We start from the raw sequence: 24,967 nt of genomic DNA, 5'->3' as shown, positions 1-24,967 counted from the left end.
AATATTCACGCCAAAGCAAATAAAAGCATATGTATTTTTAATACAACTAATCTGAACTCGTTATTATGAAAAAAAATCTTAGCTTTTGCTATTTAATGTTATTATTTGGTGTTTTATCCTGTTCAACGACGGATGTAACACCTGGACCAGCTCCAGTTTTACCCGCAGTTGTTAACTTTACTTCTGACCGGACGCACAATTTGAACGTGATCTATTTTATACCCAGTGATCTGGATACGATTAAAGGCTATAAGCGACGCTTAAGTGAAATATTGCTTTATGACCAGAATTGGTATAAGACAGAAATGCAAAGAATTGGTTTTGGAGAAAAAACATTTGGATTATTTACCAATGCTGCGACAAAACGTGTAAAGATCATCACGATACGTGCTAAGTTGCCAAAAAGTAGTTATCCTTACAATGGAGGCGTCGAGGCAGTCCAGAAAGAGGTTGACAGCTATTTTGCCGATCATCAAGCTGACCAAACAAGTGATCATAATTTAATAATCATTCCTACTTATGTAGATGGTGCTTCAAGTGAACCTAGCGGAGGTCCGTTTTTTGGTTATGGAAGATCTTGTTTTGCATTAGATTATGCGGATTTCGATCTGAAATATATTGGACAAACTACTACATTAGGAAAACGGTTTATCAAATGGTTCGGCGGTTTGACCCATGAATTGGGGCATGGGTTAAATTTGAGTCACAACCAAGCAAAAGTGAGTGAAGTAGGTACCTTAGGTACGGTATTAATGGGTGCCGGAAATTATACTTTTGGGCAAAGCCCAACTTTCTTATCTTTAGCAGATTGTGCAAAGTTAAATACAAATGAGGTGTTTAATGTGGATACTAAAAAGTATTATGGGACTGTAAATGCATCAATAAAAACAATCCAAGCAAAGTATGATACTGCTAAAGGAGCTATTATAGTTTCAGGTACGTTTAGCACCGATACCCCTGTTACAGATGTGGTATATTTTAATGATCCGAATGTAAACAATGAAGGAGTAGGTGTAAATCGTGATTATAATGCTGTTGCATGGTCAGCTAAACCTAATGGTGTTAACAGTTTTTATATTGAAGAGGAAATTTCTGACTTGGAACATAAAGAGGATAATATACCTTATGAATTAAAGGTTGCTCTGGTGCATGATAATGGAACGATATCTGAAACCATTTACTATTATACCTTTCTCAACGGTCTACCTGTATTTAATTTTAATACCCGTATTGAACTAAATAAACAGGATTGGACTATTGCATCTTTCAGCTCACAGGAAACTTCTGGAGAACCGACACCTAATGGACCTGTTGCAAATGTTATTGATGGAAAACTCGATACTTACTGGCACTCCAATTGGTCAGTAGGAGTGAAGGCAATTTTTCCTCATGAATTTGTAATTAATATGGGTAGTGTTAAAACAGTAAATGGTCTGTCCGTTTCGCAAAGAGTAAATCTACAGCGTGCTATAAAAACTTTTGATCTGTGGGTTAGTATAGATGGTATTAATTTCACAAAAATAAATTATTTTAATCTTGAAAACAGATATGGATTACAATATTTCGATTTTGTTGTACCAGTTTCACTCAAGTATTTTAAGTTTATTGCTAACTCTTCGTGGGATGGAGAACAATTTGCATCTCTTGCTGAAATAGGAATGTATTAATTGAAGGGGCTTCTGAAATTTGGTTTGCTGCAATTGGTTCAGTCCATTGCAAAATTATTGGGATATACATTTGCAGTGAAGCATCTGATTGCGGAAGAGATAATAAAAGTGGTTCGCTAATCGCAAAGATCTGAATGATAAAATATTGAAAGAGCATATTTGAAATCCAGAAGCTACAATATTATCTTGGATTTAGTGGATTAATAACTATTTACCTTGAAACAGAGAATTAATTTTTAGATGGCTTCTTTATTTTTGAATTTCAAATTCTCAAAAACGAAGCAAATTACCATCGCATTAACTGATTAACCAAAACTAAAAACACTATAGAAGTAATGATTAAAAAAGCAAATCAGCGCAAGAGTGCTGTACAACAAAGACTTGGTACAATTACTAAATTTGGGTTGCTTAAAAAAGTAGTAGTAGCAACGGTGGTGTTGCTATTATCTACTGCAGCTTTTGCACAATTGCCTGCCGAGTTGCTAAACCCCGAAATAATTTCCCTAAACCGTATGCCCATGCGCAACAGTGCTTTCGGTTTTGAAAATATGGAAAAGGCAAAGCAATATGACAGAGAAAAGTCGGTCAACTTTTTTTCATTGAACGGCAGTTGGAAATTTAATTGGGTAAAAGACCCTAACCAACGTCCTCAAAATTTTTATGAACTTACTTATGATGACACCCAATGGACTGACTTTCGTATTCCTGCAAGTTGGGAAGTAAACGGTTATGGTTTGCCCATTTATGTGAATCAGCCCTATGATTTTGCCGGTCACAACCTGCGTTATGAAAAAATGAATCCGCCATTTGATATTCCAGAGAACAATAATCCTGTGGGTTCTTACAGAAAAAAAATAAATTTGCCTGCCAACTGGAAGGGAAAACAAGTTTTTATTCATGTGGGCAACGCCAAGTCCTGTTTGTTCGTTTGGGTAAACGGAAAAAAGGTGGGCTATAGTGAAGACAGTAAGCTGGCAGCCGAATTTGACATCACTAATTTTCTAAAAGAAGGAGAAAATCTAATCGCTTTTCAGGTATATCGTTGGAGTGATGGTAGTTATCTGGAATGCCAGGATATGTTCCGTTTTTCGGGAATCGAAAGAGATGTGTTTTTGTATACAACGAATAAACTCAATGTACGCGACACCAAAATCATTAGCACATTGGATGAGAGTTATTCCAACGGATTACTTTCAATCAATGCCGAAATTAATAATTATAAGACTGAACATGGAATGCTCAGTAAAAAAGACAGTCTGACGGTTGAAGTACGTTTAGAGGATGCCAATGGTAATTTGGTATATCAGGATAAAACCGATGGATATCCAACCGTTTTAGGGAAATATAAGACCAATGTCCATTTCCAAACAACCATAAAAAATGTGCAAAAATGGTCGGCAGAAACGCCTTATTTGTATCGACTGTACCTTACTCTAAAAGACGTAAAAGGGGTGGTTCAAGAAGTGGTTCCTCTTCGTATTGGCTTCAAAAAAGTAGAAATTAAAGGGGCTGATTTTTTTGTAAACGGCAAAAGGATTTTCCTGAAAGGAGTTAACCGCCATGAACATCATCCAAAAACAGGCCACGCATTGACCAAGGAAGACATGCGCAAGGATATGGAGATGATGAAAAAACTGAATATTAATGCCGTTCGTCATTCCCATTATCCTCCAGACCCGTATTGGATGGAGCTTTGTGACGAATTTGGTTTGTATGTTGTTGATGAGGCTAATATCGAATCGCATGGATTGGGTTATGATTTAGATGTGACTTTGGCTAATAAATCGCTTTGGAAAGAATCGCACATGCAACGCATACAGCGCATGTATGAAAGGGATAAGAACCATACCTCGGTTATTACTTGGTCCCTAGGGAACGAGGCTGGTGACGGTTCTAATTTTTATGCGGCTTATGATTGGTTGAGAGGACAAACCACTTTACCAATTCAATACGAAAGAGATATTGATTACGAGAAACCGAATGACACCCATTTTTCGGAAATTTTTTGTCCGCAATACATGTCTCCCGAAGATTTGTTGAGTTATTCTAAAAGCGATGCCAAATTACCTAATATCCAAAGTGAGTATGCCCATATTATGGGGAACAGCTTAGGGAATTTTCAAGATTATTGGGATATAATAGAAAACAATCCTAAACTGCAGGGGGGGTTCATTTGGGAATGGATTGATCAGTCAATAGATACCCTTAAGATCGGAAAACGCATTAAGGCCTATGGTGGTGATTTCCCGTTGGAAGGCCCGGTTGACGAGAATCTAAGCGACAATAATTTTTCTGTAAAAGGGGTGGTTACAGCCTACCGCGAACTCACTCCAATGGCTTTGGAAGTGAAAAAAGTGTACCAAAACATCAAAGCAAAATGGCTGGGTAACAACAGTCTCTCCATTAAAAACGGTTTCTTCTTTAAGAATCTGGATAATGTGAGGATGCGTTGGGTACTTCAAGAGAATGGTGTTGCAAAAGAGAATGGTGCGATTAATACGATTTCTTTACAGCCCCAAGCCGAAAATAATTTTAAACTGGCCATCAAAACCAAGCAGCTAGCTGATAAAGAATACCAGTTAAATGTGTACTTTGACTTAAAAACAGAAGAGCCTTTCTTGCCTAAAGGATATGAAATTGCCTTTGATCAGTTTTTATTGAAAACGATACCTGCAACCGTTTTTACACCAAGTTCAAAAAAGACTTTGCAATTAAAAGAAACAAAGGAACAATGCACCGTTTCAGGTAATAACTTTGAAGTTGTTTTCGATTTGAAAAAAGGAATTCTATCTGGGTATAAGGTCAAAGGGGAACAGTATATTGAGCAAGGACCCAAGCCTTCTTTCTGGAGAGCCCCGACAGATAATGATATTGGAGCTGGGTTTAATACCAAATTGAGATATTGGCGCAATGCGTACGATAATGGAAGTGAATTGAAAGCTGTTGTTTCCAAAAATAATGATGGTTCGATTCAAATAAAATTCACGACAAAATTGCTAGACGGAGATGCGGCTCACCAGCAAACCTTCACCGTTTATGGAGACGGAAGTATAAAGGTTGACAATGAATTCACTGCAATCAAAGGAAATCATCCTTTAATGTTGAGAGCTGGAAATGACTTGGTAATCAACAAAAACTTCAATACTATCAATTGGTATGGTCGCGGTCCCGGCGAGAACTACTGGGACAGAAAAACAAACACTTTGATCGGACAGTTCCAGCAGTCAGTAGAAGAACAATATTTTCCTTACGCCAGGCCTCAGGAAAGTGGTAATAAAACTGAAGTGCGTTGGGTCACTTTTACTAATGCAAAAGGAAAAAAAATACGTTTTGCATTTGCTGACAGTCTATTGAGCTTTTCGGCTTTACCATATAATCTGGATGATTTGGATCCCGAAGCCCAAAAGAAACAATACCATAGCGGCGAACTGAACAAAAGAAACGAAATCTATCTGCACATGGATTTACAGCAAACCGGCCTACAGGGAACGGATAGCTGGGGATCATTGCCTATGGAAAAATACAGAATTCCTTATGAAAACTATAGTTACAGCTATTGGATAAAAACGGAGTAATAAATATAAGCACGGTGAAAAAATAATTTCGTAGTCTTATTTACGGCGTTTTTATGGAGGATCTTCAAAGACGGCCGATATAGAACAGTCGTTGTTTTTTGGGGTACATGGTGCCAGAAGTACGACGGTTTATGTAGTAGAATAGCTCTTGTTTAGAATGTAGAAAACACTCAAAAACTAGAATTATTTATTTTTTAATTAACCGATTTCTAGAGTTCTGTCTCCGTGTCAAAAGTATAAGATTACTAATTTTGTTAAATGAGCGAACATGTATTCAAGCGACATAACAAAAGTTTGCTACTATATATAAATGAAGGTTTGTTTTACTTTTTATTTTCAATATTTAATAAAAAAAGAATGAAAAAAACACAGATGTCAAATGTAATATCTAATTATAAAACGAAATTGTTTGGTTTGTTGCCTAACGGAGATGAAGTTGGTTCTTGTGAATTAACGAATAATAAGGGGATGTGTTTACAGGTAATTAATTTTGGTGCTGTTAATGATATTACCATCAAGAATAACGAATTTAGATTTCCTTGTAATTATCTTACTACCAATTTTGTGAAGCGATTATCAGTATCTATCCAGAAATTCCAATACCAAATCCATTGAAACCTTTTCATAAAAATATAAAAATTGAAAATAACATTTTTAATCCTTCAGATTATCCCATTCTGTATGCCGCATCTGTAGATGGATTAAGTTTTAGCAACAACACAATCAAACGTAGTTTTGCTTTTACGCCATGGTATCCAGAAAAATACAATTTTAGATTCGTTGCTTGCAAGAAAGTAGAAATCATTGGAAACAAAATAGGCAATGGAGTATTAGGAAAGAATATTCTTCTAAAGGGAATGAAACGTGAAGAGTTAAATCTGAAAAATACTGAATTATGTGTTGAGATGACTGATTTGAATTAGTAATTTCTTATTGCAGTTTTGGTTGAAAACAAAGGACGCAGTAATAAGATGATTGACGACTCTCATTGTTTTGTTGCCAAATACTATCTGCAAGCATTTGTTATGGCTACCGTAATCACATTTGTAGCGAAGAATATATTTTAGATAGTTTAAAATAATTATTTCAATAACACAAAACTAATTTACAATGAAATATTTAAAACAAGGTCTCCTTTGTTTTGCTGCAATACTTTGCTGCATTATGACAAATGGTCAAAATTCAAAGAAAGAATTTCATTTGCTACTAGGCGGAAACGCTTATAGCTATAAACATCTTGAGGGTAAGACTATCACTAATAATGGAATTGAGAACTGGACGAATCCTGAAGAGTACTTTACTGCGTATTTTAGAATTTCTAAACCTGGAATTTTCAAAATTTCACTCGAGAGTTTGCAGTGATTTCTGGAGAATCCGAACTGGAATTTTTAATTAATAATGTTGCTAAAAAAGTCAATATTGATGTTTTAACTAATGATAAAATGATTACGGTTGGTAGTTGGAAGATTGACAAAGAAGGGTATGTTGCAATTGTAATTAAAGGTATAAAAAAAACAGGTACTAGTTTTTCTGCTATTAGTAGTTTGAATGTTAGCAGTGACAGTTTTGATGGAAAATTTGCCTATGTCCCTAATAACGAAGGTGATTTTTATCATTGGGGAAGACGTGGGCCATCGGTACATTTAAATTTCCAAGTCCCTGAGAATATAAATGCAGAGTGGTACTACAATGAAGTGACCGTTCCTGTTGGGGAAGATAAAATAGGATCCTATTTTATGGCAAATGGTTTTGGAGAAGGTTACTTTGGTATTCAAGTTAATTCAGACAAAGAAAGAAGAGTTTTGTTTTCAGTGTGGAGTCCATTTAGTAAAGATGATCCTGCCAGTATTCCTGAATCGCATAAAATAAAATTACTCCGAAAAGGGATAAATGTAACAACGGGAGAATTTGGCAACGAAGGTTCAGGAGGACAAAGTTACCTGAAGTACAATTGGATAGCGGGTAATACCTATAAGTTTTTGCTTAGAGGTATTCCTCAGGGTAATAACTCTACAAACTATACTGCCTATTTTTTTGCTCCAGAGCTAGGGCAATGGAAATTAATAGCAAGTTTTAATCGTTCACAAACCAATACTTATTTAAAACGATTTCATTCGTTTTTAGAAAATTTTATTCCAGCACAAGGAGATTTTTCTAGACTAGTTTTGTTTAGCAACCAATGGTATTGTGATGATAAAGGTATTTGACATGAATTGAATACGGCTAAATTTTCTGTAGATAATACAGCCGCCCAAGGGTATAGAATGGATTATTCAGGAGGTTTAAATCAAAATGCTTTTTATCTTAAAAATGGAGTTTTTTTTAACGGTTATACGGTTCCAGATAGTGTCTTTACTAGACGCCAAACGAACGATAAGCCTAATTTTGATACTAATAAATTACCGTAGAAAAGAGTTTAATAATAATAGAATCTAACTAAAGATGCAGAGCATCCAACCTAATTGAAAACTAACTAAATAAATTTGATATGAAAAGTAGTATTTTAAAATTTTCTCTAATGGCTTGTCTATTCTTAGGATGTGCCAGTGCGCCTGCCCAGATGATTAAAACCCCAACACCTAAAAGGGCAAAAGGACAAACAGATGTGTTGCGTTTAGCAATTGCTCCTATTCCTACAGTGAGGGTAGCATTTATAGGTTTAGGAATGCGTGGACCAGGTGCCGTAGAACGAATGACTCATATTCCTGGCGTTGAAATTGTAGCTCTTTGTGATATGTTAGAAGACAGAACCCAAAAATCGAATGAAATATTGGTAAAAGCGGGACTTCCTAAAGCAAAGGAATTTTTTGGCGAGAATGAATGGCGCAAAGTAACCGCCCTTCCCAATGTGGATCTTATTTATATTGCCACTGACTGGAAGCACCATGCAGAAATTGGAGTACAAGCAATGAAAGATGGGAAAAACGTAGCGATTGAAGTTCCTGGTGCAATGACGATGAAGGAAATTTGGAATCTTATAAACACTTCCGAAAAAACACGTAAACACTGTATGATGTTAGAAAACTGTGTGTATGATTTCTTTGAGTTGACTACTTTAAACATGGCGCAACAAGGTTTGTTTGGAGAAATTCTACACGCTGAAGGTTCTTATATTCATGGTCTTCAACCTTTCTGGGGAGAATATTGGGATAACTGGAGAATGGATTATAACAAGAAACACCGTGGTGACATCTACCCAACACATGGGATGGGACCAGCTTGTCAAGTTTTAAACATTCACCGCGGAGATAAAATGAATTATTTAGTTTCAATGGACACGAAAGCGGTTGGTAATCCAGCTTTTATTAAAGAAAAAACCGGAGAAGATATAAAAGATTTTAGAAATGGCGATCATACGATGACAATGATTCGTACTGAAAACGGAAAAACAATCCAAATTCAACACGATGTGACTTCTCCTCGTCCTTATAGCCGCATGTATCAAGTAAGCGGTACTAAAGGATTTGCTAATAAATATCCGGTCGAAGGTTACGCATTAGATTCAAAAGCAATAGGCGCTGATGTAGCTCTAAATCATGAAAATTTAACAGCTCATAGTTTTGTACCAGAAGAGGTAAAAAAAGCTTTGATTGAAAAATACAAGCACCCAATAACAATAGGCTTAGAGGAACGAGCTAAAAAGGTAGGTGGTCACGGTGGTATGGACTTTATTATGGATTCTCGTTTGATTCATTGCCTTCAAAACGGACTTCCATTAGATATGGATGTTTATGATTTGGCAGAATGGTCTTGTCTAGCATCACTGACTGAAGTTTCTCTTGACAATAATTCTGCACCAGTAGAAATACCTGACTTTACTCGTGGAGGATGGAACAAGTTAAAGGGTTTGGAATTTTCTAAGTAGATATAGTATTAATTTTTGCCCGTCTTGTTTCCAGTTTAATATGAAACTTCGACGGGCATTATCACAAGTTAAGAAATACAATATGAAAATTGTAATTAAAGAAGGTTTTTAAAGTCTTTATTAAAGCTCAAATGAAGAAACAAATATAGATACGGGGTAAAGAATGGATATGATTTACATAAAAGTTAAAAGTATCTAATATTATTGGAACTTAGCCAGTGAATAATTTAGTAATATTATTGGTTTTTTATTAATCAGAAAATATAGAAAATTAGTGTGCAATATAGTATATTTTAGTTTGTTACTGATAATTGAAAGGCGTGACTATTAAATGTTGATAAATCGACTCTAATATTTTATGTATAAATGTTCATAATAACCTTTCGTTAACTAAACACGTATTTTAAAATGTACATGTTTTAATAATATCAGTGAGTCGAGCCATCGATTCTAAAAGAGGAGAGTACTAAATCGATTAGGATTTTAAAATTTTGAATCAGCCAAGATGCCTTCAATAGAATTGAAGTTGAGATCTGTTAAGAAAGAAACTTATGACTAGTTCTGGGATAACTATTTTTAAAATACTCTTTAAGCTAGTTGCATAAATTTAGAGAAATATAAATCATTTTATTTTTAAATTAAATGCGACAAAACCAAAAATTCAAACTAATTGATCTAGTATGAATGCAACGCCTTTTTTTGAAATAAAAATACTTTTTGAAGTAGTAAAATAAGAATAAACAAAACTCGATTATAATGATGAAGGTTTTTTTACATTATTCTAAAATAATTAGCTAAAATAACATTAGATGTCATATTCTGTAGTTTGCACTATCTCTTTTAGCACAAAGTAACTTTCCAATACTCCAATATTTTCAATTTTTGAAAGCTTTAGTCTTATGAATTCGTGATAAGCATCAAGGCTTTCTAAATTTATCTTTAAAAAGAAATCAACTTTTCCTGCCATATGGTAGCATTGTTGAACTTCCTTTAATGCTTTAATTTGTTGATCAAATTTATCAATAAATCCTTCGTTATGATATCTCAATGACACCATACAAATTGCTGTAATAGGTTTGTTAATTAGGTTTTTATCTATTAAAGCAACATATTTTTTAATGTATCCTTTTCTTTCCAATTGTTTAATACGTTCGTATACGGGCGAAGTGGTTAGATTAAGTAATTCGGCTATATCTTTGGTTGTTTTCTTTGAGTCTTTTTGTAAAATTCTCATTATTTTTAAATCAATTTCATCTATTTTTTCCATCTGCAGTTAAAATTACTTTATACTATGTTTAAACCTTAGTTTAAAAGTAAAAATAGTTAAAATTAACTAGTAATAAAGGATAAAATACTTATTTATTTAAATTGTACAGTTTATATGATTGTTTAATTATCAATATAGATAAATTTGTTCTTATTCTAAATTAGTTTTTATGCAAGGAAAAATATTAATAACAGGGGCCAGTGGTCAACTTGGGTCGGTTTTAACAATGGAACTTCAAAGGAGATTTGGAGTAGCAAACATTATTGCTTCAGATTTAAAACAAAATGAAACATTTATAGGTTGTTTTGAAGTATTAGATGTAACGAACTTTGAAGCAGTAAACACAATAGTATCAAAATATAACATCATACAAATTTACCATCTTGTAGCTATATTGTCAGCCAATGGTGAAAAACATCCTTTGGATGCTTGGGAGTTAAATATGAAAACCTTTTTTAATGTTTTAGAAGCATCAAGAATAAATAAAGTTAAAAAGATATTTTTTCCTAGTTCTATAGCTGTTTATGGGGATAATGCTCCAGAAGATAATACGTCACAAGATTTTGTTTTGTCGCCTTCCACAGTATATGGTATTAGCAAAGTCGCAGGTGAAAACTGGGCAAATTATTATTTTGAAAAATATGGATTGGATATTCGATCACTAAGGTATCCAGGAATTATTGGACATCAATCATTGCCAGGTGGAGGAACTACAGATTATGCTGTTGATATTTTTCACAAGGCCGTTAACAATGAAAAATACGAATGTTTTTTAAGCGCTTCAACGACTTTGCCTATGATTTACATGGATGATGCTATTAGGGCAACTATTGAGTTGATGGAAGCTCCATTAGAAAAAATATCAGTCAAAACTTCTTATAATATTTCAGGAATGAGCTTTACACCAGAAGAGCTGCATAAGTCTATTCAAAAAATACACCCCGAATTTGAAATTATATATAAGCCAGATTTTAGACAAAACATTGCTGATTCATGGCCTAATAGTATTGATGACTCCCATGCGAGAAATGATTGGAACTGGAAGCCTAAATATGATCTTAGTTCTATGACCTTGGACATGATTAAAAATTTAGAAGAGAAATATTGTAAAATTCAAAATACCTAGGATATGTACGGATCAATCAAAAACGATTTGCTTAATGAGATAGAGGCTATTAAAACTAATGGTCTATTCAAAAAAGAAAGAGTAATAACTTCTAAGCAAGGCGCGTCTATTATGATGGCTACAGGAAAAGAAGTTTTAAATTTTTGTGCAAATAATTACTTAGGATTATCTGCAAATAAAGCCGTTATTGAAGCAGCTATAGCGGCTTTACATAGTCATGGGTTTGGGCTGTCTTCTGTTCGGTTTATTTGTGGAACTCAAGATATTCATAAAGAATTGGAACAGAAAACAGCTAGTTTTTTAGGAATGGAAGATGCTATTTTATATGCTGCGGCTTTTGATGCAAATGGAGGACTTTTTGAACCTTTGCTTTCAGCTGAAGATGCAGTTATCTCAGATGCATTAAATCACGCATCAATAATTGACGGCATACGTCTTTGTAAAGCAAAGCGTTTCAGATATGCTCATAACGATATGAACGATTTGGAAACTCAATTAAAACAATCAGGTTCGTCTAGAAGAAAGTTAATTGTTACAGATGGTTCTTTTTCTATGGATGGTACTATTGCTCAATTGGATAAAATATGTAATTTGGCCGATAAATACAATGCACTTGTGATGATTGACGAGTGTCATTCCACTGGATTTATAGGTAAAACGGGGAGAGGAGTACATGAATTTCACAATGTGGTGGATCGGGTAGATATTATTACAGGAACTTTTGGAAAAGCATTAGGAGGAGCTTCCGGAGGCTTTACAGCTGCCAGAAAAGAAATAATTGATATTCTAAGACAGCATTCACGACCATATTTGTTTTCAAATACATTAGCACCCGCAATTGTAGGGGCGTCCCTAAAAGTGATAGGAATGCTTACGGATTCAACGCATTTACGAGATAAATTAGAAGTGAATACAAAGTATTTTCGTTCTGAAATGACAGTGGCAGGATTTGATATTGCGCCAGGGATACACCCTATTGTTCCCATTATGTTGTATGATGCTATTTTAGCACAAAATTTTGCTGAAATGTTACTTGAAAAAGGTATTTATGTAACTGGGTTTTTCTTTCCTGTTGTGCCAAAGGATGAGGCAAGAATTAGAGTCCAACTTTCGGCTGCACATGATTTGGAACATGTGAAAAAAGCTGTCAAAGCTTTTGTTGAAGTGGGGAAGAAATTAGGTGTTATTTAACAAAATAACTTTATTTAAAGTTGGGTACTATTTTATCTATAATTAACATTATCTATAGAAAATATAAGTTCCCTAAAACACAAAAACTAATGGTCGTTATTGTGCAAAATCTACAATACTTCAGGAGGTTTATGTCAAGTTTAGATTTACACTTCGTGACCGAGATGTCTAATAGATAATGAAAATTTTGAGGTTTAGGTTAATGATTAATTGTAAATTCTAAGAAAAGAGACAATATTTTGTGTAACCTCATTTTGGAATAAGAACAGATAAATGCAAGCTGGTGCATTTTTATAAGCGCATGACCTCTTCGAAATAGTAGGAATTGAAAAAAGACACTAACGAAATACATAATTTGTATAGACAAATGAATTACAAAAGAGATACTGCATAGATGAAAGTAAAACTGAATAAGTTGCTTGATCAATACGAAGATTAGGATACCAAAAAAACAGTGATGAAAAATAAAAAGATTGACTAATTTTTTAGCGCAAAGAGAACTAATAGAGAGTAAGATCGATTTTATAATTAAAACACTATATTTTGTGCATAGCACAAACATACTGATAGGTACTAGTGCGTTTAATTGAAATTCAGAATACATTTGGATTTCTTTATTTTTCGAAGAAATAACTGGAGAAAGGCTAGAGTATTATTTTAACGGGGGTAGACTTTTATTAAAAGGGTTTTATGAAACAAAGATGTAGTAGATTTCAAGAAAGTGAGAACTATTTTGTTTTTGAAATTGAACTTTAAAATGGGATAATTTTAAAGTTCCAATTAATTATTTAGAAAAGTAATAAGAAAGCTAGTGGTACAACTAAGAGCTTTGTAAAAGTAAATAAAAGGAATCAATTAAAACAGGCTGCGTAAGTAAAAATACTTTAGCACCTTTAGATTGGCATAACAAACAAAAACGAATACTTAATATTTAACCTTTTTAATATGAAAATTAATAGCCTTTTAGTTGTTAGCTCTTTATTTTTTTTCGGTGTTAATTCCTACGGTCAGAAAGCTGATATATGGCATTATATTGAAAACGAAAATGTGATCAGCGAGAACAAAGAATCTGGTCGTGCCACATTTACATCCTTTACATCTGCAGCCGATGCCGCAAAAGGAAATGCAAAGTACAAGCAAGTTCTTGACGGATTGTGGAAATTTAAATATGTTGATTCGCCAAAAGATCGTCCTACCACTTTTATGAATCCTTCAGAGAATCTAAGCGGTTGGGATAATATAAAAGTACCTTCAAACTGGGAAGTAGAAGGATATGGTATTCCTATATATGTAAATCATCAATATGAATTTGCCGATTATAAAGCGCCTATCGCAAAAGATATGGAGCTAGACGGAGTTTACCCAAAATACCCAGGAAAAGTTCCTCACGAAAACAATCCAGTAGGATCGTACCGTAGAGATTTTGATTTGGCAAACCATTGGAGTGGAAAAGAAATCTTTCTACATATCGGCGCAATGAAATCAGGAGGTTTTGTATGGTTAAATGGAGAGTATGTAGGATATTCTCAAGGAAGTAAATTGCCTACTGAATTTGATATTACAAAACACGCTAAGGCTGGAAAAAATACTATTGCCATCCAAATCTTTAGATGGACAGACGGTAGTTATTTAGAGTGTCAAGATTTTTGGAGAATTAGCGGAATTGAGCGTAGCGTTTATGTATACGCCCAGCCAAAAGTAAGAATTAAAGATTTTGAAGTAGTTTCTACTTTAGATAAAGCCTATGAAACTGGTATTTTTAGTTTAGATGTCGAGCTTAAAAACCATTTATCAAAAAAGCAAAAATTAAAAGTTGCTTACAGTATCCTTGATGGAAATACAGTATTGCAAAAAGGAGTTGAGGCAATTTCTATTGAGAAAGACGCCGCTGATAAATTGTCTTTTTCTACTGAAATAAAAAATGTAAAAGCGTGGAGTGCTGAGCATCCAAATTTATATACATTAAATATCGATGTTTTAGATTCTAGAGGAAAAGCGATTGAATCGACTACCCGCCAAATTGGTTTTAGAAGTGTCGAAATTAAAAATGGTTTGTTATTGGTAAACGGACAACGCATTACTTTAAAAGGAGTAAATGCGCAAGAAACAGACCCAGAAACGGGTCACGTTATGTCAGAAGAGATGATCATGAAAGACATTCTTTTATGGAAAGAAAATAATATCAATGCAGTTCGTTTGAGTCACTACCCACGTGGAAGTAGATTTTATGAATTGTGCGATGAGCATGGTATTTATGTAGTGGATGAAGCTAATATCGAATCTCATGGTATGTATTACGGAGACCATTCATTGGCTAAAAAGCCAAGTTGGGAAAATGCACACGTGGATAGAATGACACGTATGGTTGCCCGTGATAAAAACCATCCTTCGGTAATTATTTGGTCTATGGGGAACGAAGCTGGAAACGGTGTGAATTTTTATGCAGGTTACAACGCAATCAAAGCAATGGATAAGTCTAAGAGACCTGTTCAATATGAGCGTCCTTATAAAGATCGTGACGGAAGTAACTATGATATGGATTGGAATACAGATATTATTGTTCCTCAATATCCATCACCAGCTGCATTTGAAGAAATAGGAAAATCTAAAACAGACAGACCATTTATTCCAAGTGAATATGCGCATGCAATGGGGAATAGTACAGGAAATTTCCAAGATTACTGGGATATTATTGAGCAGTATGACAACTTACAAGGTGGATTTATTTGGGACTGGGTAGATCAATCTATTTGGAAAACAAATGAAAAAGGAGAGCGTTACTATGCTTATGGAGGAGATTATGGTAAAAACATGCCTTCGGATAATTCGTTCTTGAACAACGGAATTGTTTTTCCAGACAGATCGCCACAACCAGCACTATTTGAAGTAAAGAAAGCGCATGAGTTTATCAACTTCAAACAAAAAGGAATCAACGGTCATAATGAATTAAGAATTTTAGTAGAAAATTTATATGACTTTACAAATCTGAATCAATTTGATTTAATAGCGACAATAAAAGCAGACGGTAAAGTATTAAAAACTGTTCCAGCCGAAACTTTAGATGTAGAAGTTCACACAGGAAAACTAATCCGTGTTGATTTAAAAGGAATTGACTATAAAAAGAATACTGAGTATTTTGTTGAGGTTTCGGCAGTTACTAAGAAAGACTGGGGAATTTTACCAAAAGGATTTGAAGTAGCTCATGAACAAATAAAAATTGACAGATTGCATGTTGAAGAACAAGCAGCTGTAGCGCAAGGGGCTTCATTAAAAGTAAAAAATACTGATAAAGGAGTTGTTGTTTACAACGATGTTGTTAGCGTAGAATTTAATAAAAAAGAAGGTCGTATTACTTCTTATATATACAAAGGAAACGAATTGCTAAAAGACGGAAAAGGGCCTAAACCTAATTTCTGGAGAGCGGTGACTGATAATGATTCTGGAAGTAGAATGTATGCAAACAATATTGAATGGAAAAAAGCTTCATTATTTTCTGAAGTCCTAACTATGTCAACTAAAAAAGTGGCAGACAACGTGATCGAATTGAATGTAACTTATGAATTGCCAGGTGTAAACACTAAGTTCCACAGTACCTATCAAATTGATGGAAACGGAATTGTAAAAGGGGAGAATCTACTTGATAAAACTGCTTATAGAGCTGATTTGCCAAGACTAGGAATGCGTATGCAATTACCACAGCAATACAATAAGATGACTTATTTTGGTCGTGGGCCATGGGAAAATTATTCTGATAGATACCATTCTGCTTTCTTAGATTTATATGAGTCTAGTGTAAGTGATCAATATGTTCCTTATATCCGTCCGCAAGAAAACGGTTATAAAACAAATGTGAGATGGGTCGCTTTAGCTGATGAAAATAACAACGGTTTGTTAGTTGTTGCTGATAATGTTCGAAAAGGTTTAGGAATTAGTGCCTTGCATATGACTATGGAAGACTTTGATACGGCTGATGGATTAGATTATGGAAATCAAGCTAAAATTGAAACTAAATATAGAATTGACGGAGTTCCTGTAATTAACGCGAGCAAGCACACGAACGATATCAAAGAACGCGATTTAGTTGAGCTAAACATTGATCTTGGACAAAGAGGTGTTGCTGGAGATGACAGTTGGGGATCTATGCCACAAGATAAATACAGGATTAAGGGAGATGTTGCTCAAGGTTATTCTTTCTACTTGATTCCTTTCGAAAAAGGGACTAAAGAATCGATGCTGAGATTATCAAAAGAGTATGCTAACTCAAATGTAAAAACAGCTGCTAAATAAGAGTGGGATTTTATAAATAAAATTCACAATAGAGTTATTTTATATACGGTTTGTAAATTTCAGAATTAAAAAAGAGTAATGAGGACGCGAAGCCTTATCGCTCTTTTTTCTTTTTAGAAAAGAAAAAATGGTGACATGTTTTTACTAGAGATTTGGGGTTTAATATCAATTATATTTATGACATATTCTGAAATTTTATAATGTAAGGAAACTCATTAGGTCTTTTGCCATTTTTTCTATAAGAGTACATTTCATTTAATTAGCTGCACTGGATTTTGTTTCTTTAGCTCGTTTGTACTAATAAAACTAGATTTTGCAACCTATATATCATAATAAAACTAGAATTGCAGTCGAGCTCTTTTATCTATATGCATTATAATTTGCATTAATTTTAATAGACAGCAAAAAACTGGAAGGCACTGGTATTTATATTCGGCCGATTTCAGGGGACTTTTTTGATGGATTATATCCACGCTCGAATATGATTGATTCTATACGTGACAATCAATATTTTGCTGACAATTATCGCAATAACAGGAACAGGAATGATAGTAGTCTATACATTGATGGGGGATTACTTCCTTTATGAGTATAATGTTTCCTACTATTTTTTCCATTAGAATTGATGGACTTGGCTACAGCACTATATGGGTCCTCTTTGATTGTGACGACCATTATAGGAGGGGTTTTACTGCCTTCAATATTAGGGTTCTATCTGGAGTATTATAATGAGTTATATGATTCCATTTACCTGTTTTGGCTTGGTAGTGTTATTATTTGGATTCAACGGACACAAAACTAAAAAAGTATAATTTTTATACTATGTTATACAGCGCAGTGAGACAAATAAACTGGAAACCAATTTGTTTTCACGAAAATCAGTGTTTCAGCGATTTGAATTATATAACACCAAAGAAGACATTGGAGAAAAAAAATCTATTTCAAGTTTAACTTGATGTTATTAATAAATTTGGGATACAACTACGAAGTTATTTGAGAAAAGCAAAGACCCAAATGGCAATAGAAAGAAATAATTAAAATCGTTTATTTTTATGATGTCTTCCGCCTTTAGATAGTAATCCCGTGTTATTAATTCTGAAACTAACCTTAATACTTCCGACTTATATATTAATCCGTTGGACGTAATTAAAACAATTATATAACCAACGGATTTTCTACTGGTAAGATATCTCTAATCACTAGAATTAAAATTATAAAGTACTAATTTACAATTAAATAGACTTGTGTTTTTCATAAGTGTTGGCTTCTGTAAAAAAACGTAACACGGCTTCTGTATTTTACTTCCTAAGATTTACCAAGTTGTTATCCATTTCAATCTTAATATCATTGATAGTTATCAGTGGATAGTTTGGGTATTTTTCTTGTTTTTTCCAAAAAATAATGTCCATTTAAAAATGAGGAGGAAGGTCTATTTTGTGTTTGTACATATAATATTATGGAAATTTTTGTTTTAGTTAGGTTAGATAGTGAAAGATTAGATTCTGCCAAAGAACTTAATAAGAAGCCAATTCCAACTAAGGCATCTCTTCCATAATGCAGTTCAGGATAAATGATGCCACCGTTTCCTCCTCCACCAATTATAGCATTAACTTTCTTCATTTTTTCTACAACGTTTACTTCAGCTATAGCGGCTGTGTAATAGTTGTGCCCTCTTGATTGGGTAATGTCTTTTAATGCTCTTGTTGAAGATAAGTTAGAAACTGTATTTCCTTTTTGATATGATAATAAATAATCTGAAACGGCTACCCGTGTATACTCCTCATTGAAAGGCTATCAGGTTTAACAAATTACAACCAATCTATCAACATCTGGATCTACGGCAATACCAATATCATAACTGCCCAGCTTCATTTTAGTTATTCGGTTAAGTTTTCAGTTAGTGGTTCGGGATTATTTACAAATTCGCTGGTAGGTTCGCAATTTAATAATTCAATTTCCGCTACTCCTAAGCTATTTAAGAATAATGGAACAGCAATTCCTCCAGTAGAGTTTACAGCATCGACAAGAACCTTGAACTTTCGCTTTTTAATAGCTAGACTGCTGATTAAAGGTAAAGCGTTGATTGCATCAATATGATAGGAGAAATAATCTGAATTTACAGCGTCGCTACCTAAGTTATTTACATCAGCATATTGATGATCTTTAATTTCATTGCTGCTTAAAACTACAGTTATGTCTTGGGCTGATATAAATTCTCCTGCCGCATTTAATAGTTTTAAGGCGTTGCATTGTTTGGGATTGTGACTGGCTGTGAGAATAATACCTCCTAAAGCTTTTTCAGCAACTACCGCCATTTCTACAGTTGGTGTAGTTGACAATCCTAAATCAACAACATCTAACCCCATCGACTGCAACGTACTACTAACAATTTAGAGATTATTTCTCCATAAAGTCGAGCGTAACGACCAATTACATTTTTTTTACTGGTTGTATTTTATCCATTTAGCTAATAACCAAAAGCTGTTGTAAAAGTTACGATGTCATCGGGTGTAAAAGTATTTCCTACTGTTTCGCCAACGTCTCCTCTTTTTCCAGATATTACTTTATTAAAATTATAATTACTTGTTTTTATTAGAAATTTATGTTGTTTAGTATCTGATAAAGCGATGTATTTTTGTTTAGAGTTTTATCTAATATTAAGTACTTCTAATTTACAGATATTTTTTATTGTACTTTTGATAAATAGACGATTATAAAAGAACCTTTGTTTAACCGAGATTACATTTATTACAAAATCGTTATTTTTTTCTGGTTTTAGAGAAGTATGAAAATAATTTAAAAAATGGTAGATGAAACTATAAATATTTTTATTGTTGAATATAGTTTAAACGCTTTTAATCAATTTGTGGGTTTTTATTTTTTCAGAATACGTATTTGATATAAAAAAAGTAGTTATTTAATATTACAAGTATTCATATTTAAAATGTTCTCGAGCACACTATATTTGCATTGTAATTAAAAAATGTAAAAATAGAAGGCCGATCTAATGGGACTTATTAGATTTTTTAAAAAACACTAACATAATATAGTATGGCAAAACGAAATAAAATTTACAAAGTTAATTTGATAAAGAGCGATGAATTAACAATTACAGGAAAAGGGGAGAGTAGTCTTTGGGAACAATCGGAGGTTTTAAATGATTTTATTTCGCCATGGGATGCGACTCAGCGCTCTGAAATCGAATTTAGAGCATTATGGGACGGAAAATATTTGTTCTTTTGTTTTACTGTTTACGATTCAAAAATTCATATTGACACAAAAGATGATAGTATAGATAGTATTGGAAATTCTGATAGAGTTGAACTTTTTTTTAGACCAGATGCTTCATTAAACCCTTATTATTGTTTAGAAATTGATACCGCAGCAAGGGTAATGGATTTTAAAGCCTATCCAGATAAAAATTTTGATTTTAACTGGAATTGGCCAAAAGATGAAATTAGTGTTAAATCATCAAAAGATGAGTTGAGCTTTACTGTAGAAGGAGCTATAAGCCTGGACTCACTTAACAAATTTACTTTGATTAAAGAAAATAAAATAGAAACTGGTATTTTTAGAGCAAAATACAATTCTAAACAGAACATTCATTTTGAACCAACTTGGATTTCTTGGGTACACCCAAATACTGAGGAGCCTAATTTTCATATCGCATCCTCTTTTGGAGTATTGTATTTGGTTTCTTGAATTTTTACTCCATATAATAACTGGCATTTTCTGAGTTAACAATATCTATAGGTAAGAACGTTGTATTTCTTAGTTCTTTTCCAAAAATAAAATGGTCGACTAGAAAACTTATTCCTAAATATATTTGTTGTTTTGGATTTTGATTAATCAAGAAGTCAATTTTACCATTATTTAAAAGGGTTATATTTTTTTCTAATAAATCATATCCAATAATTGAAATTTTATCATTTACTGCTTCATTGATAATTTCTACAATTTGATAAGCTTTGGATGTGGTGATAAAAACACCGCTAAGCTTTGGATTTTCCGTAAGGAAATCAGTGAGTTTTGCCTCGTAATTTGTTCTTTTTAATTTTAAACTAATTATCTCGTAAATTGAATCCTCTTTTTCAACAAAATAAGATCTAAATCCTTTTTCCTTTTCCTGCATGTGTATTGCATTCTTGAATTTTTCGGCAATATGGATAATGGCAATTTGACCTTTTTGAGAAATAGATGCCATTAATTTGGCGGCAACTCTGCCACTTCTATGTAAGTCCTGACCTACGAAATTTCTAATTTCGTTAGATTCAACTTGATTATTAAAGGTATTAACTAAAATTTCTTTTTTGATATATTTTTCTACAATACCTAATGCTTCCTTGTAAAATAAAGGAGCTAATAATACAGCGTCAGGAGCCCTATCCACAACAATTTCATTTACGTCTAAAAAAGTTTTACTGCTTTCTGGATCAAAATAGTGTGTTTCAATGGTTAAATTGAATGCCTTAAATTCTTTTATTGCTTCTTCTATCCCTTTGATGCAGGGTAGCCAATATGAATCGTAAGCTGGGTCTGGTAATACGACACAAATAGTGTAGATTTTATTGTTTTTGAGATTTCTTGCAATTAGGTTAGGCTCGTAATCTATTTCGCTTAACACAGCATTTATACTGTCAAGTGCTTTTTGAGAGACTTTACCTCTTTTATGTAAAACCCGATCTACTGTTCCTTTAGAAACTCCAGCTAATTGAGCGATATCTTTTATTGTGTATTTTTTATTCATATTAAACAGTTATATAAAAGTTAGGTTAATTTATTTTTTAGAAATTAACGAATCCTAAGAGAAGTTTTTTATTATTAAAACGGAAAGTTAAATTATTTTTCAATAATATGTCTTTTTTTTGTTTTTAATCTTTTTGTGTTCGAGAACATTTAATTATGTGTTCGAGCACATTTTGTTCGTTTTTTCTTGTTTTAATAAAATTAAATATATAGTTTCGCATTGTACAATAGAAATGTAATGGATATTTAGTTCTTATTTGTGTTGTTAAACACTAGTATAACAGTGTTTTAAAAAAAATGAAAGATGAAAGAAATTATATCATTAGCACCTGGAAGAACATGCCTTTTTGGGGATCATCAAGATTATCTTGGACTGCCTGTTATTGCCTGTGCGATCAGTAGAAGTATAAAACTGACCGCTGTACAGAACAACACTAGAGTATTTCAGTTAAATATGATAGATATTGACCAGACTAGAATCATAGATATTGATGAGATTTTTTCGGAATTAGAACCGCGTGATTATTTTGCATCAGCCTTGAGGGTTCTTAGAAGACATGGTTGTATTCCTAATGTAGGATTTGATATTACGATAACTGGGGATATTCCAATCAATTCCGGTACATCTAGTTCGTCTGCTTTATTATTGGCATGGATAAATTTTTTGGTGACAGCGTTCCACGTTGATGATGAGGTAACACCTGAATTTATTTCTAATATCGGTTATCTATCAGAGGTGGTTGAGCATGGTGAACCTGGGGGGATGATGGATCATTATAGTATTGGAGTTGGCAATATTGTACATATCGACACAAGGAATCCATTTTCTTTCACAGTTATTGGAACCAAATTGGAAGGTCTTGTTACTGGGGTATCAGGAGTTCCAAAAGAGACTATTGGTTTGCTTGGTGAAGTTAAAGGAAATGCGTTATGGTCAATAGAGATTATCAAAGAAAATTTTAAAAATTTCGATTTAATGAAAGCAGAAATTGATGATCTAAAATATTTAAAAAATTACTTACCGGATCATTTAGTGCCTTATTTTGAAGCGGCAGTTAAAAATCATCATTATACTAAAATGGCATTAATTGAATTTCAAAAACCAGTTCTTGATTTAAAGAAAATTGGAGGTTTAATGAATCAGCATCATGCAGTGTTGAGAGATTTGTTGAAAATTACTGTTCCCAGAATTGATGCTATGATCGATGCTGCATTAAAAGCGGGTGCTTACGGAGCTAAAATAGTGGGTTCAGGTGGAGGAGGTAGTATTGTAGTGATGGTTGAGCCAGGAAAGGAGCCTCAGGTCGCGCAGGCTATGATTGCTGCTGGAGCAGTAGAGGCTTACGCTGTTTCTGTAGACGCTGGAGCGAGAATGTTATAAATATTTAATTTTTAAAAATAGGTATCATGCATGACAATTTAATAGTTTTAGCAGGAGGTGCTTCTTCAAGAATGAAAAAGCAGACTGTAGTGGAAAATTTGAGTGAAAAAGAAATAACTGAGGCAAATGAAAGAAGTAAAGGTTTAATCGGTGTTGGTCCTAATGGTAGACCACTACTAGATTACCTTTTATTGAATGCTAAAAGAGCTGGATATAAAAATATATACATTATCATAGGGGAGCAAGGTGATTTATTTAAGGACTTTTATGGAAGTAAAGACAGAGATAATGATTTTAATGGTTTGAATATTTCCTTTGCGGTTCAGTATATCCCTAAAGAAAGAGTGAAGCCATTTGGCACTGCAGATGCATTATTTCAAGCTGTAGAACAGTATCCGGAATTAAATACGCAATATTATTCTGTATGTAATAGTGATAATTTATATTCGTCAGAAGCATTATTTGCGCTCCGTATGACCAAAAGTCCTCACGCTTTTATTAGCTATGATCGGGATGCTATGCTGTTTCCTTCAGAACGTATTTCTCGTTTTGCTGTTGCGAGATTAGACGAAAAAAATCAGCTTCTTGATATTATTGAAAAACCAGAACCTACTGTGTTAGATTCGTTTAAAGACGCTTCTGGTAAGATTCGAGTGAGTATGAACGCGTTTAAGTTTAAAGGAGAAACTTTGTATCCTTATCTTAAACATTGTCCTGTTCATCCTGAAAGAGATGAGAAGGAATTACCGACTGTACTTTTAAATTTAGTGCAAGATCTTCCTGGTATGGCATTAGGAATTCCTTTTTCGGAACATGTTCCTGATTTAACGGCAAAAGAAGATATTGTCGAAGTAAAAGCTTATTTGCTAGAATATTTTCCGGTATTGGACTGGAACAATTAATAGGTTAAACAGATCAATCGAAAAAAGGAAAATAAAATGAAAAAGTATGTAATCACAGGCGGGGCAGGATTTATAGGGGGTCATATTGCAGAACATTTATCTGGAGAAGGAAATCAAGTAGTTGTATTAGATAGTTTAAGAACTGGTTTTGAGAAAAATTTAAGTGGCCTAAATGTTGAATTTGTTAAAGGAGACATTAGAGACAAAGAGCTTGTAGAGGAATTAGTAAAAGGTGCCTCTGCTATATTTCACTTAGCAGCGCTAGTTAGTGTTCCCGAATCTTTATTGCGTTTAGATGAATGTATTGAGATTAATACCATTGGTACAATCAATATTTTAGAAGCTGCAAGAAAAAATAATGGATGTAAGGTTGTACTTTCTTCTTCTTCTGCAAACTATGGAAATAACCCTACTTTACCTAAGGTAGAAACTATGATTCCAGAGCCCATGACACCTTACGCAATTACAAAATTAGATGGAGAATTTTATTTAAAAATGTATCAGGATCAATGGAATGTTCCTACGGCTTCACTTCGTTATTTTAATGTTTTTGGACCGAGACAAAATCCGCAATCCGCTTATGCGGCAGCAGTACCTATTTTTATTAATAAAGCACTTCAAAATCAACCCATAACAATTTATGGTGATGGTTTACAAACTAGAGATTTTATTTATGTAAAAGATGTAGTTAAAGCAAATATCTTGGCATCTACGACTGGAAATGAAACTTATAATGTTGCGTTAGGATATAGCACTTCTATTTTAGAATTAGCAGAAAAAATAATTCAAATAACTAATTCTAAATCTCAAATACAATTTTTAGAGGAACGTTCAGGCGATATTAAACATTCGATTGCTGATCCATCAAAATTCAATGATTTGGGATTTAAACCTAGTCACTCTATAGAAAGTGCTTTAGAGGAAACGATAAAGTTTTATCATCAAGAATTATTAAAATAA

The 24,967-nt window shown here is 33.5% G+C and carries 16 protein-coding genes and 2 pseudogenes; 14 read left to right on the top strand and 4 right to left on the bottom strand.

What is annotated here, in order from left to right; translation table 11 throughout:
- Positions 1-206 precede the first annotated feature (206 nt).
- The 7 genes and pseudogenes from BLV35_RS15340 to BLV35_RS15310 all read left to right on the top strand — a co-directional run bounded on the left by BLV35_RS15340 (position 207) and on the right by BLV35_RS15310 (position 9,107).
- Positions 207-1,667 (top strand): discoidin domain-containing protein, encoded by a 1,461-nt coding sequence (locus tag BLV35_RS15340; protein ID WP_176980633.1) that lies wholly within the window; start codon positions 207-209, stop codon positions 1,665-1,667.
- A 335-nt stretch (positions 1,668-2,002) separates the two neighbouring features.
- Positions 2,003-5,242, top strand: coding sequence for a glycoside hydrolase family 2 TIM barrel-domain containing protein (locus tag BLV35_RS15335; protein ID WP_091092233.1), 3,240 nt, complete (start codon positions 2,003-2,005; stop codon positions 5,240-5,242).
- Between the two features lie 357 nt (positions 5,243-5,599).
- A complete protein-coding gene (locus BLV35_RS15330; RefSeq protein ID WP_143031867.1) occupies positions 5,600-5,857 on the top strand; it encodes a hypothetical protein in 258 nt (85 codons plus the stop codon).
- Complete coding sequence (locus BLV35_RS15325) at positions 5,854-6,165, top strand: hypothetical protein (protein ID WP_091092229.1); 312 nt, start codon at positions 5,854-5,856, stop codon at positions 6,163-6,165. Before BLV35_RS15330 ends, BLV35_RS15325 begins: the two co-directional genes overlap by 4 nt.
- A 187-nt stretch (positions 6,166-6,352) precedes the next feature.
- The gene (locus tag BLV35_RS19665) at positions 6,353-6,604 is read left to right on the top strand and encodes a DUF5077 domain-containing protein (protein WP_091092226.1); all 252 of its coding nucleotides are present in this window, start codon (positions 6,353-6,355) and stop codon (positions 6,602-6,604) included.
- Positions 6,601-7,650 (top strand): annotated as a pseudogene (locus BLV35_RS19660) (DUF3472 domain-containing protein). Before BLV35_RS19665 ends, BLV35_RS19660 begins: the two are co-directional and overlap by 4 nt.
- A gap of 80 nt (positions 7,651-7,730) precedes the next feature.
- Positions 7,731-9,107: a Gfo/Idh/MocA family protein gene (locus tag BLV35_RS15310; RefSeq protein ID WP_091092223.1), complete on the top strand. Its 1,377-nt coding sequence runs from the start codon at positions 7,731-7,733 to the stop codon at positions 9,105-9,107.
- An 805-nt stretch (positions 9,108-9,912) separates the two neighbouring features.
- Here BLV35_RS15310 and BLV35_RS15305 read toward each other — a convergent pair.
- Positions 9,913-10,374 carry an Lrp/AsnC family transcriptional regulator gene (locus BLV35_RS15305; protein ID WP_091092221.1) on the bottom strand — a complete coding sequence of 154 codons (462 nt, stop codon included), beginning with the start codon at positions 10,372-10,374 and terminating at the stop codon, positions 9,913-9,915.
- Between the two features lie 169 nt (positions 10,375-10,543).
- Between BLV35_RS15305 and BLV35_RS15300 the strand changes: the two genes are divergently transcribed.
- From BLV35_RS15300 to BLV35_RS15290, 3 genes are all read left to right on the top strand, one after another.
- The gene (locus BLV35_RS15300) at positions 10,544-11,500 is read left to right on the top strand and encodes an NAD-dependent epimerase/dehydratase family protein (protein WP_091092219.1); all 957 of its coding nucleotides are present in this window, start codon (positions 10,544-10,546) and stop codon (positions 11,498-11,500) included.
- 3 nt (positions 11,501-11,503) lie between these two features.
- Positions 11,504-12,691 carry a glycine C-acetyltransferase gene (gene kbl, locus BLV35_RS15295; protein ID WP_091092217.1) on the top strand — a complete coding sequence of 396 codons (1,188 nt, stop codon included), beginning with the start codon at positions 11,504-11,506 and terminating at the stop codon, positions 12,689-12,691.
- 945 nt (positions 12,692-13,636) lie between these two features.
- Positions 13,637-16,978, top strand: coding sequence for a glycoside hydrolase family 2 TIM barrel-domain containing protein (locus tag BLV35_RS15290; RefSeq protein ID WP_091092215.1), 3,342 nt, complete (start codon positions 13,637-13,639; stop codon positions 16,976-16,978).
- A 1,344-nt stretch (positions 16,979-18,322) separates the two neighbouring features.
- Here BLV35_RS15290 and BLV35_RS19540 read toward each other — a convergent pair.
- Both BLV35_RS19540 and BLV35_RS19535 read right to left on the bottom strand, forming a co-directional pair.
- Positions 18,323-18,685: pseudogene (locus tag BLV35_RS19540) on the bottom strand (hypothetical protein); the annotation flags it as partial.
- Between the two features lie 170 nt (positions 18,686-18,855).
- Positions 18,856-19,344 (bottom strand): phosphohexomutase domain-containing protein, encoded by a 489-nt coding sequence (locus tag BLV35_RS19535; RefSeq protein ID WP_245712082.1) that lies wholly within the window; start codon positions 19,342-19,344, stop codon positions 18,856-18,858.
- 685 nt (positions 19,345-20,029) lie between these two features.
- Between BLV35_RS19535 and BLV35_RS15280 the strand changes: the two genes are divergently transcribed.
- Positions 20,030-20,680, top strand: a complete 651-nt coding sequence (locus BLV35_RS15280; RefSeq protein ID WP_091092212.1) for a sugar-binding protein — start codon at positions 20,030-20,032, stop codon at positions 20,678-20,680.
- A gap of 4 nt (positions 20,681-20,684) precedes the next feature.
- On the opposite strand, the gene BLV35_RS15275 is transcribed toward BLV35_RS15280, so the two are convergent.
- Positions 20,685-21,725 carry a LacI family DNA-binding transcriptional regulator gene (locus BLV35_RS15275; RefSeq protein ID WP_091092210.1) on the bottom strand — a complete coding sequence of 347 codons (1,041 nt, stop codon included), beginning with the start codon at positions 21,723-21,725 and terminating at the stop codon, positions 20,685-20,687.
- Between the two features lie 303 nt (positions 21,726-22,028).
- On the opposite strand from BLV35_RS15275, the gene BLV35_RS15270 reads away from it, so the two are divergent.
- From BLV35_RS15270 to BLV35_RS15260, 3 genes are read left to right on the top strand one after another with little or no spacing between them, the layout of a single operon-like run.
- On the top strand, positions 22,029-23,105 hold the full coding sequence (locus tag BLV35_RS15270) for a mevalonate kinase family protein (protein ID WP_091092208.1): 1,077 nt from the start codon (positions 22,029-22,031) through the stop codon (positions 23,103-23,105).
- Positions 23,106-23,131: 26 nt separating this feature from the next.
- Entirely contained in the window at positions 23,132-24,007 is an 876-nt protein-coding gene (locus BLV35_RS15265; protein ID WP_091092206.1) for a sugar phosphate nucleotidyltransferase, read from the top strand.
- A 36-nt stretch (positions 24,008-24,043) separates the two neighbouring features.
- On the top strand, positions 24,044-24,967 hold the full coding sequence (locus BLV35_RS15260) for an NAD-dependent epimerase/dehydratase family protein (RefSeq protein ID WP_091092203.1): 924 nt from the start codon (positions 24,044-24,046) through the stop codon (positions 24,965-24,967).

This window comes from Flavobacterium gillisiae, assembly GCF_900107635.1.
GTDB lineage: Bacteria > Bacteroidota > Bacteroidia > Flavobacteriales > Flavobacteriaceae > Flavobacterium > Flavobacterium gillisiae.
This window is presented reverse-complemented; position numbering and strand designations above follow the sequence as displayed.

Coding starts and splice junctions, on each gene's coding strand:
- BLV35_RS15305 (WP_091092221.1), bottom strand. CDS start 10,374: ATGGAAAAAATAGATGAAATTGATTTAAAAATAATGAGAATTTTACAA.
- kbl (WP_091092217.1), top strand. CDS start 11,504: ATGTACGGATCAATCAAAAACGATTTGCTTAATGAGATAGAGGCTATT.
- BLV35_RS19535 (WP_245712082.1), bottom strand. CDS start 19,344: ATGGGGTTAGATGTTGTTGATTTAGGATTGTCAACTACACCAACTGTA.
- BLV35_RS15260 (WP_091092203.1), top strand. CDS start 24,044: ATGAAAAAGTATGTAATCACAGGCGGGGCAGGATTTATAGGGGGTCAT.
- BLV35_RS15300 (WP_091092219.1), top strand. CDS start 10,544: ATGCAAGGAAAAATATTAATAACAGGGGCCAGTGGTCAACTTGGGTCG.
- BLV35_RS15270 (WP_091092208.1), top strand. CDS start 22,029: ATGAAAGAAATTATATCATTAGCACCTGGAAGAACATGCCTTTTTGGG.
- BLV35_RS19665 (WP_091092226.1), top strand. CDS start 6,353: ATGAAATATTTAAAACAAGGTCTCCTTTGTTTTGCTGCAATACTTTGC.
- BLV35_RS15280 (WP_091092212.1), top strand. CDS start 20,030: ATGGCAAAACGAAATAAAATTTACAAAGTTAATTTGATAAAGAGCGAT.
- BLV35_RS15310 (WP_091092223.1), top strand. CDS start 7,731: ATGAAAAGTAGTATTTTAAAATTTTCTCTAATGGCTTGTCTATTCTTA.
- BLV35_RS15335 (WP_091092233.1), top strand. CDS start 2,003: ATGATTAAAAAAGCAAATCAGCGCAAGAGTGCTGTACAACAAAGACTT.
- BLV35_RS15265 (WP_091092206.1), top strand. CDS start 23,132: ATGCATGACAATTTAATAGTTTTAGCAGGAGGTGCTTCTTCAAGAATG.
- BLV35_RS15330 (WP_143031867.1), top strand. CDS start 5,600: ATGAAAAAAACACAGATGTCAAATGTAATATCTAATTATAAAACGAAA.
- BLV35_RS15275 (WP_091092210.1), bottom strand. CDS start 21,725: ATGAATAAAAAATACACAATAAAAGATATCGCTCAATTAGCTGGAGTT.
- BLV35_RS15290 (WP_091092215.1), top strand. CDS start 13,637: ATGAAAATTAATAGCCTTTTAGTTGTTAGCTCTTTATTTTTTTTCGGT.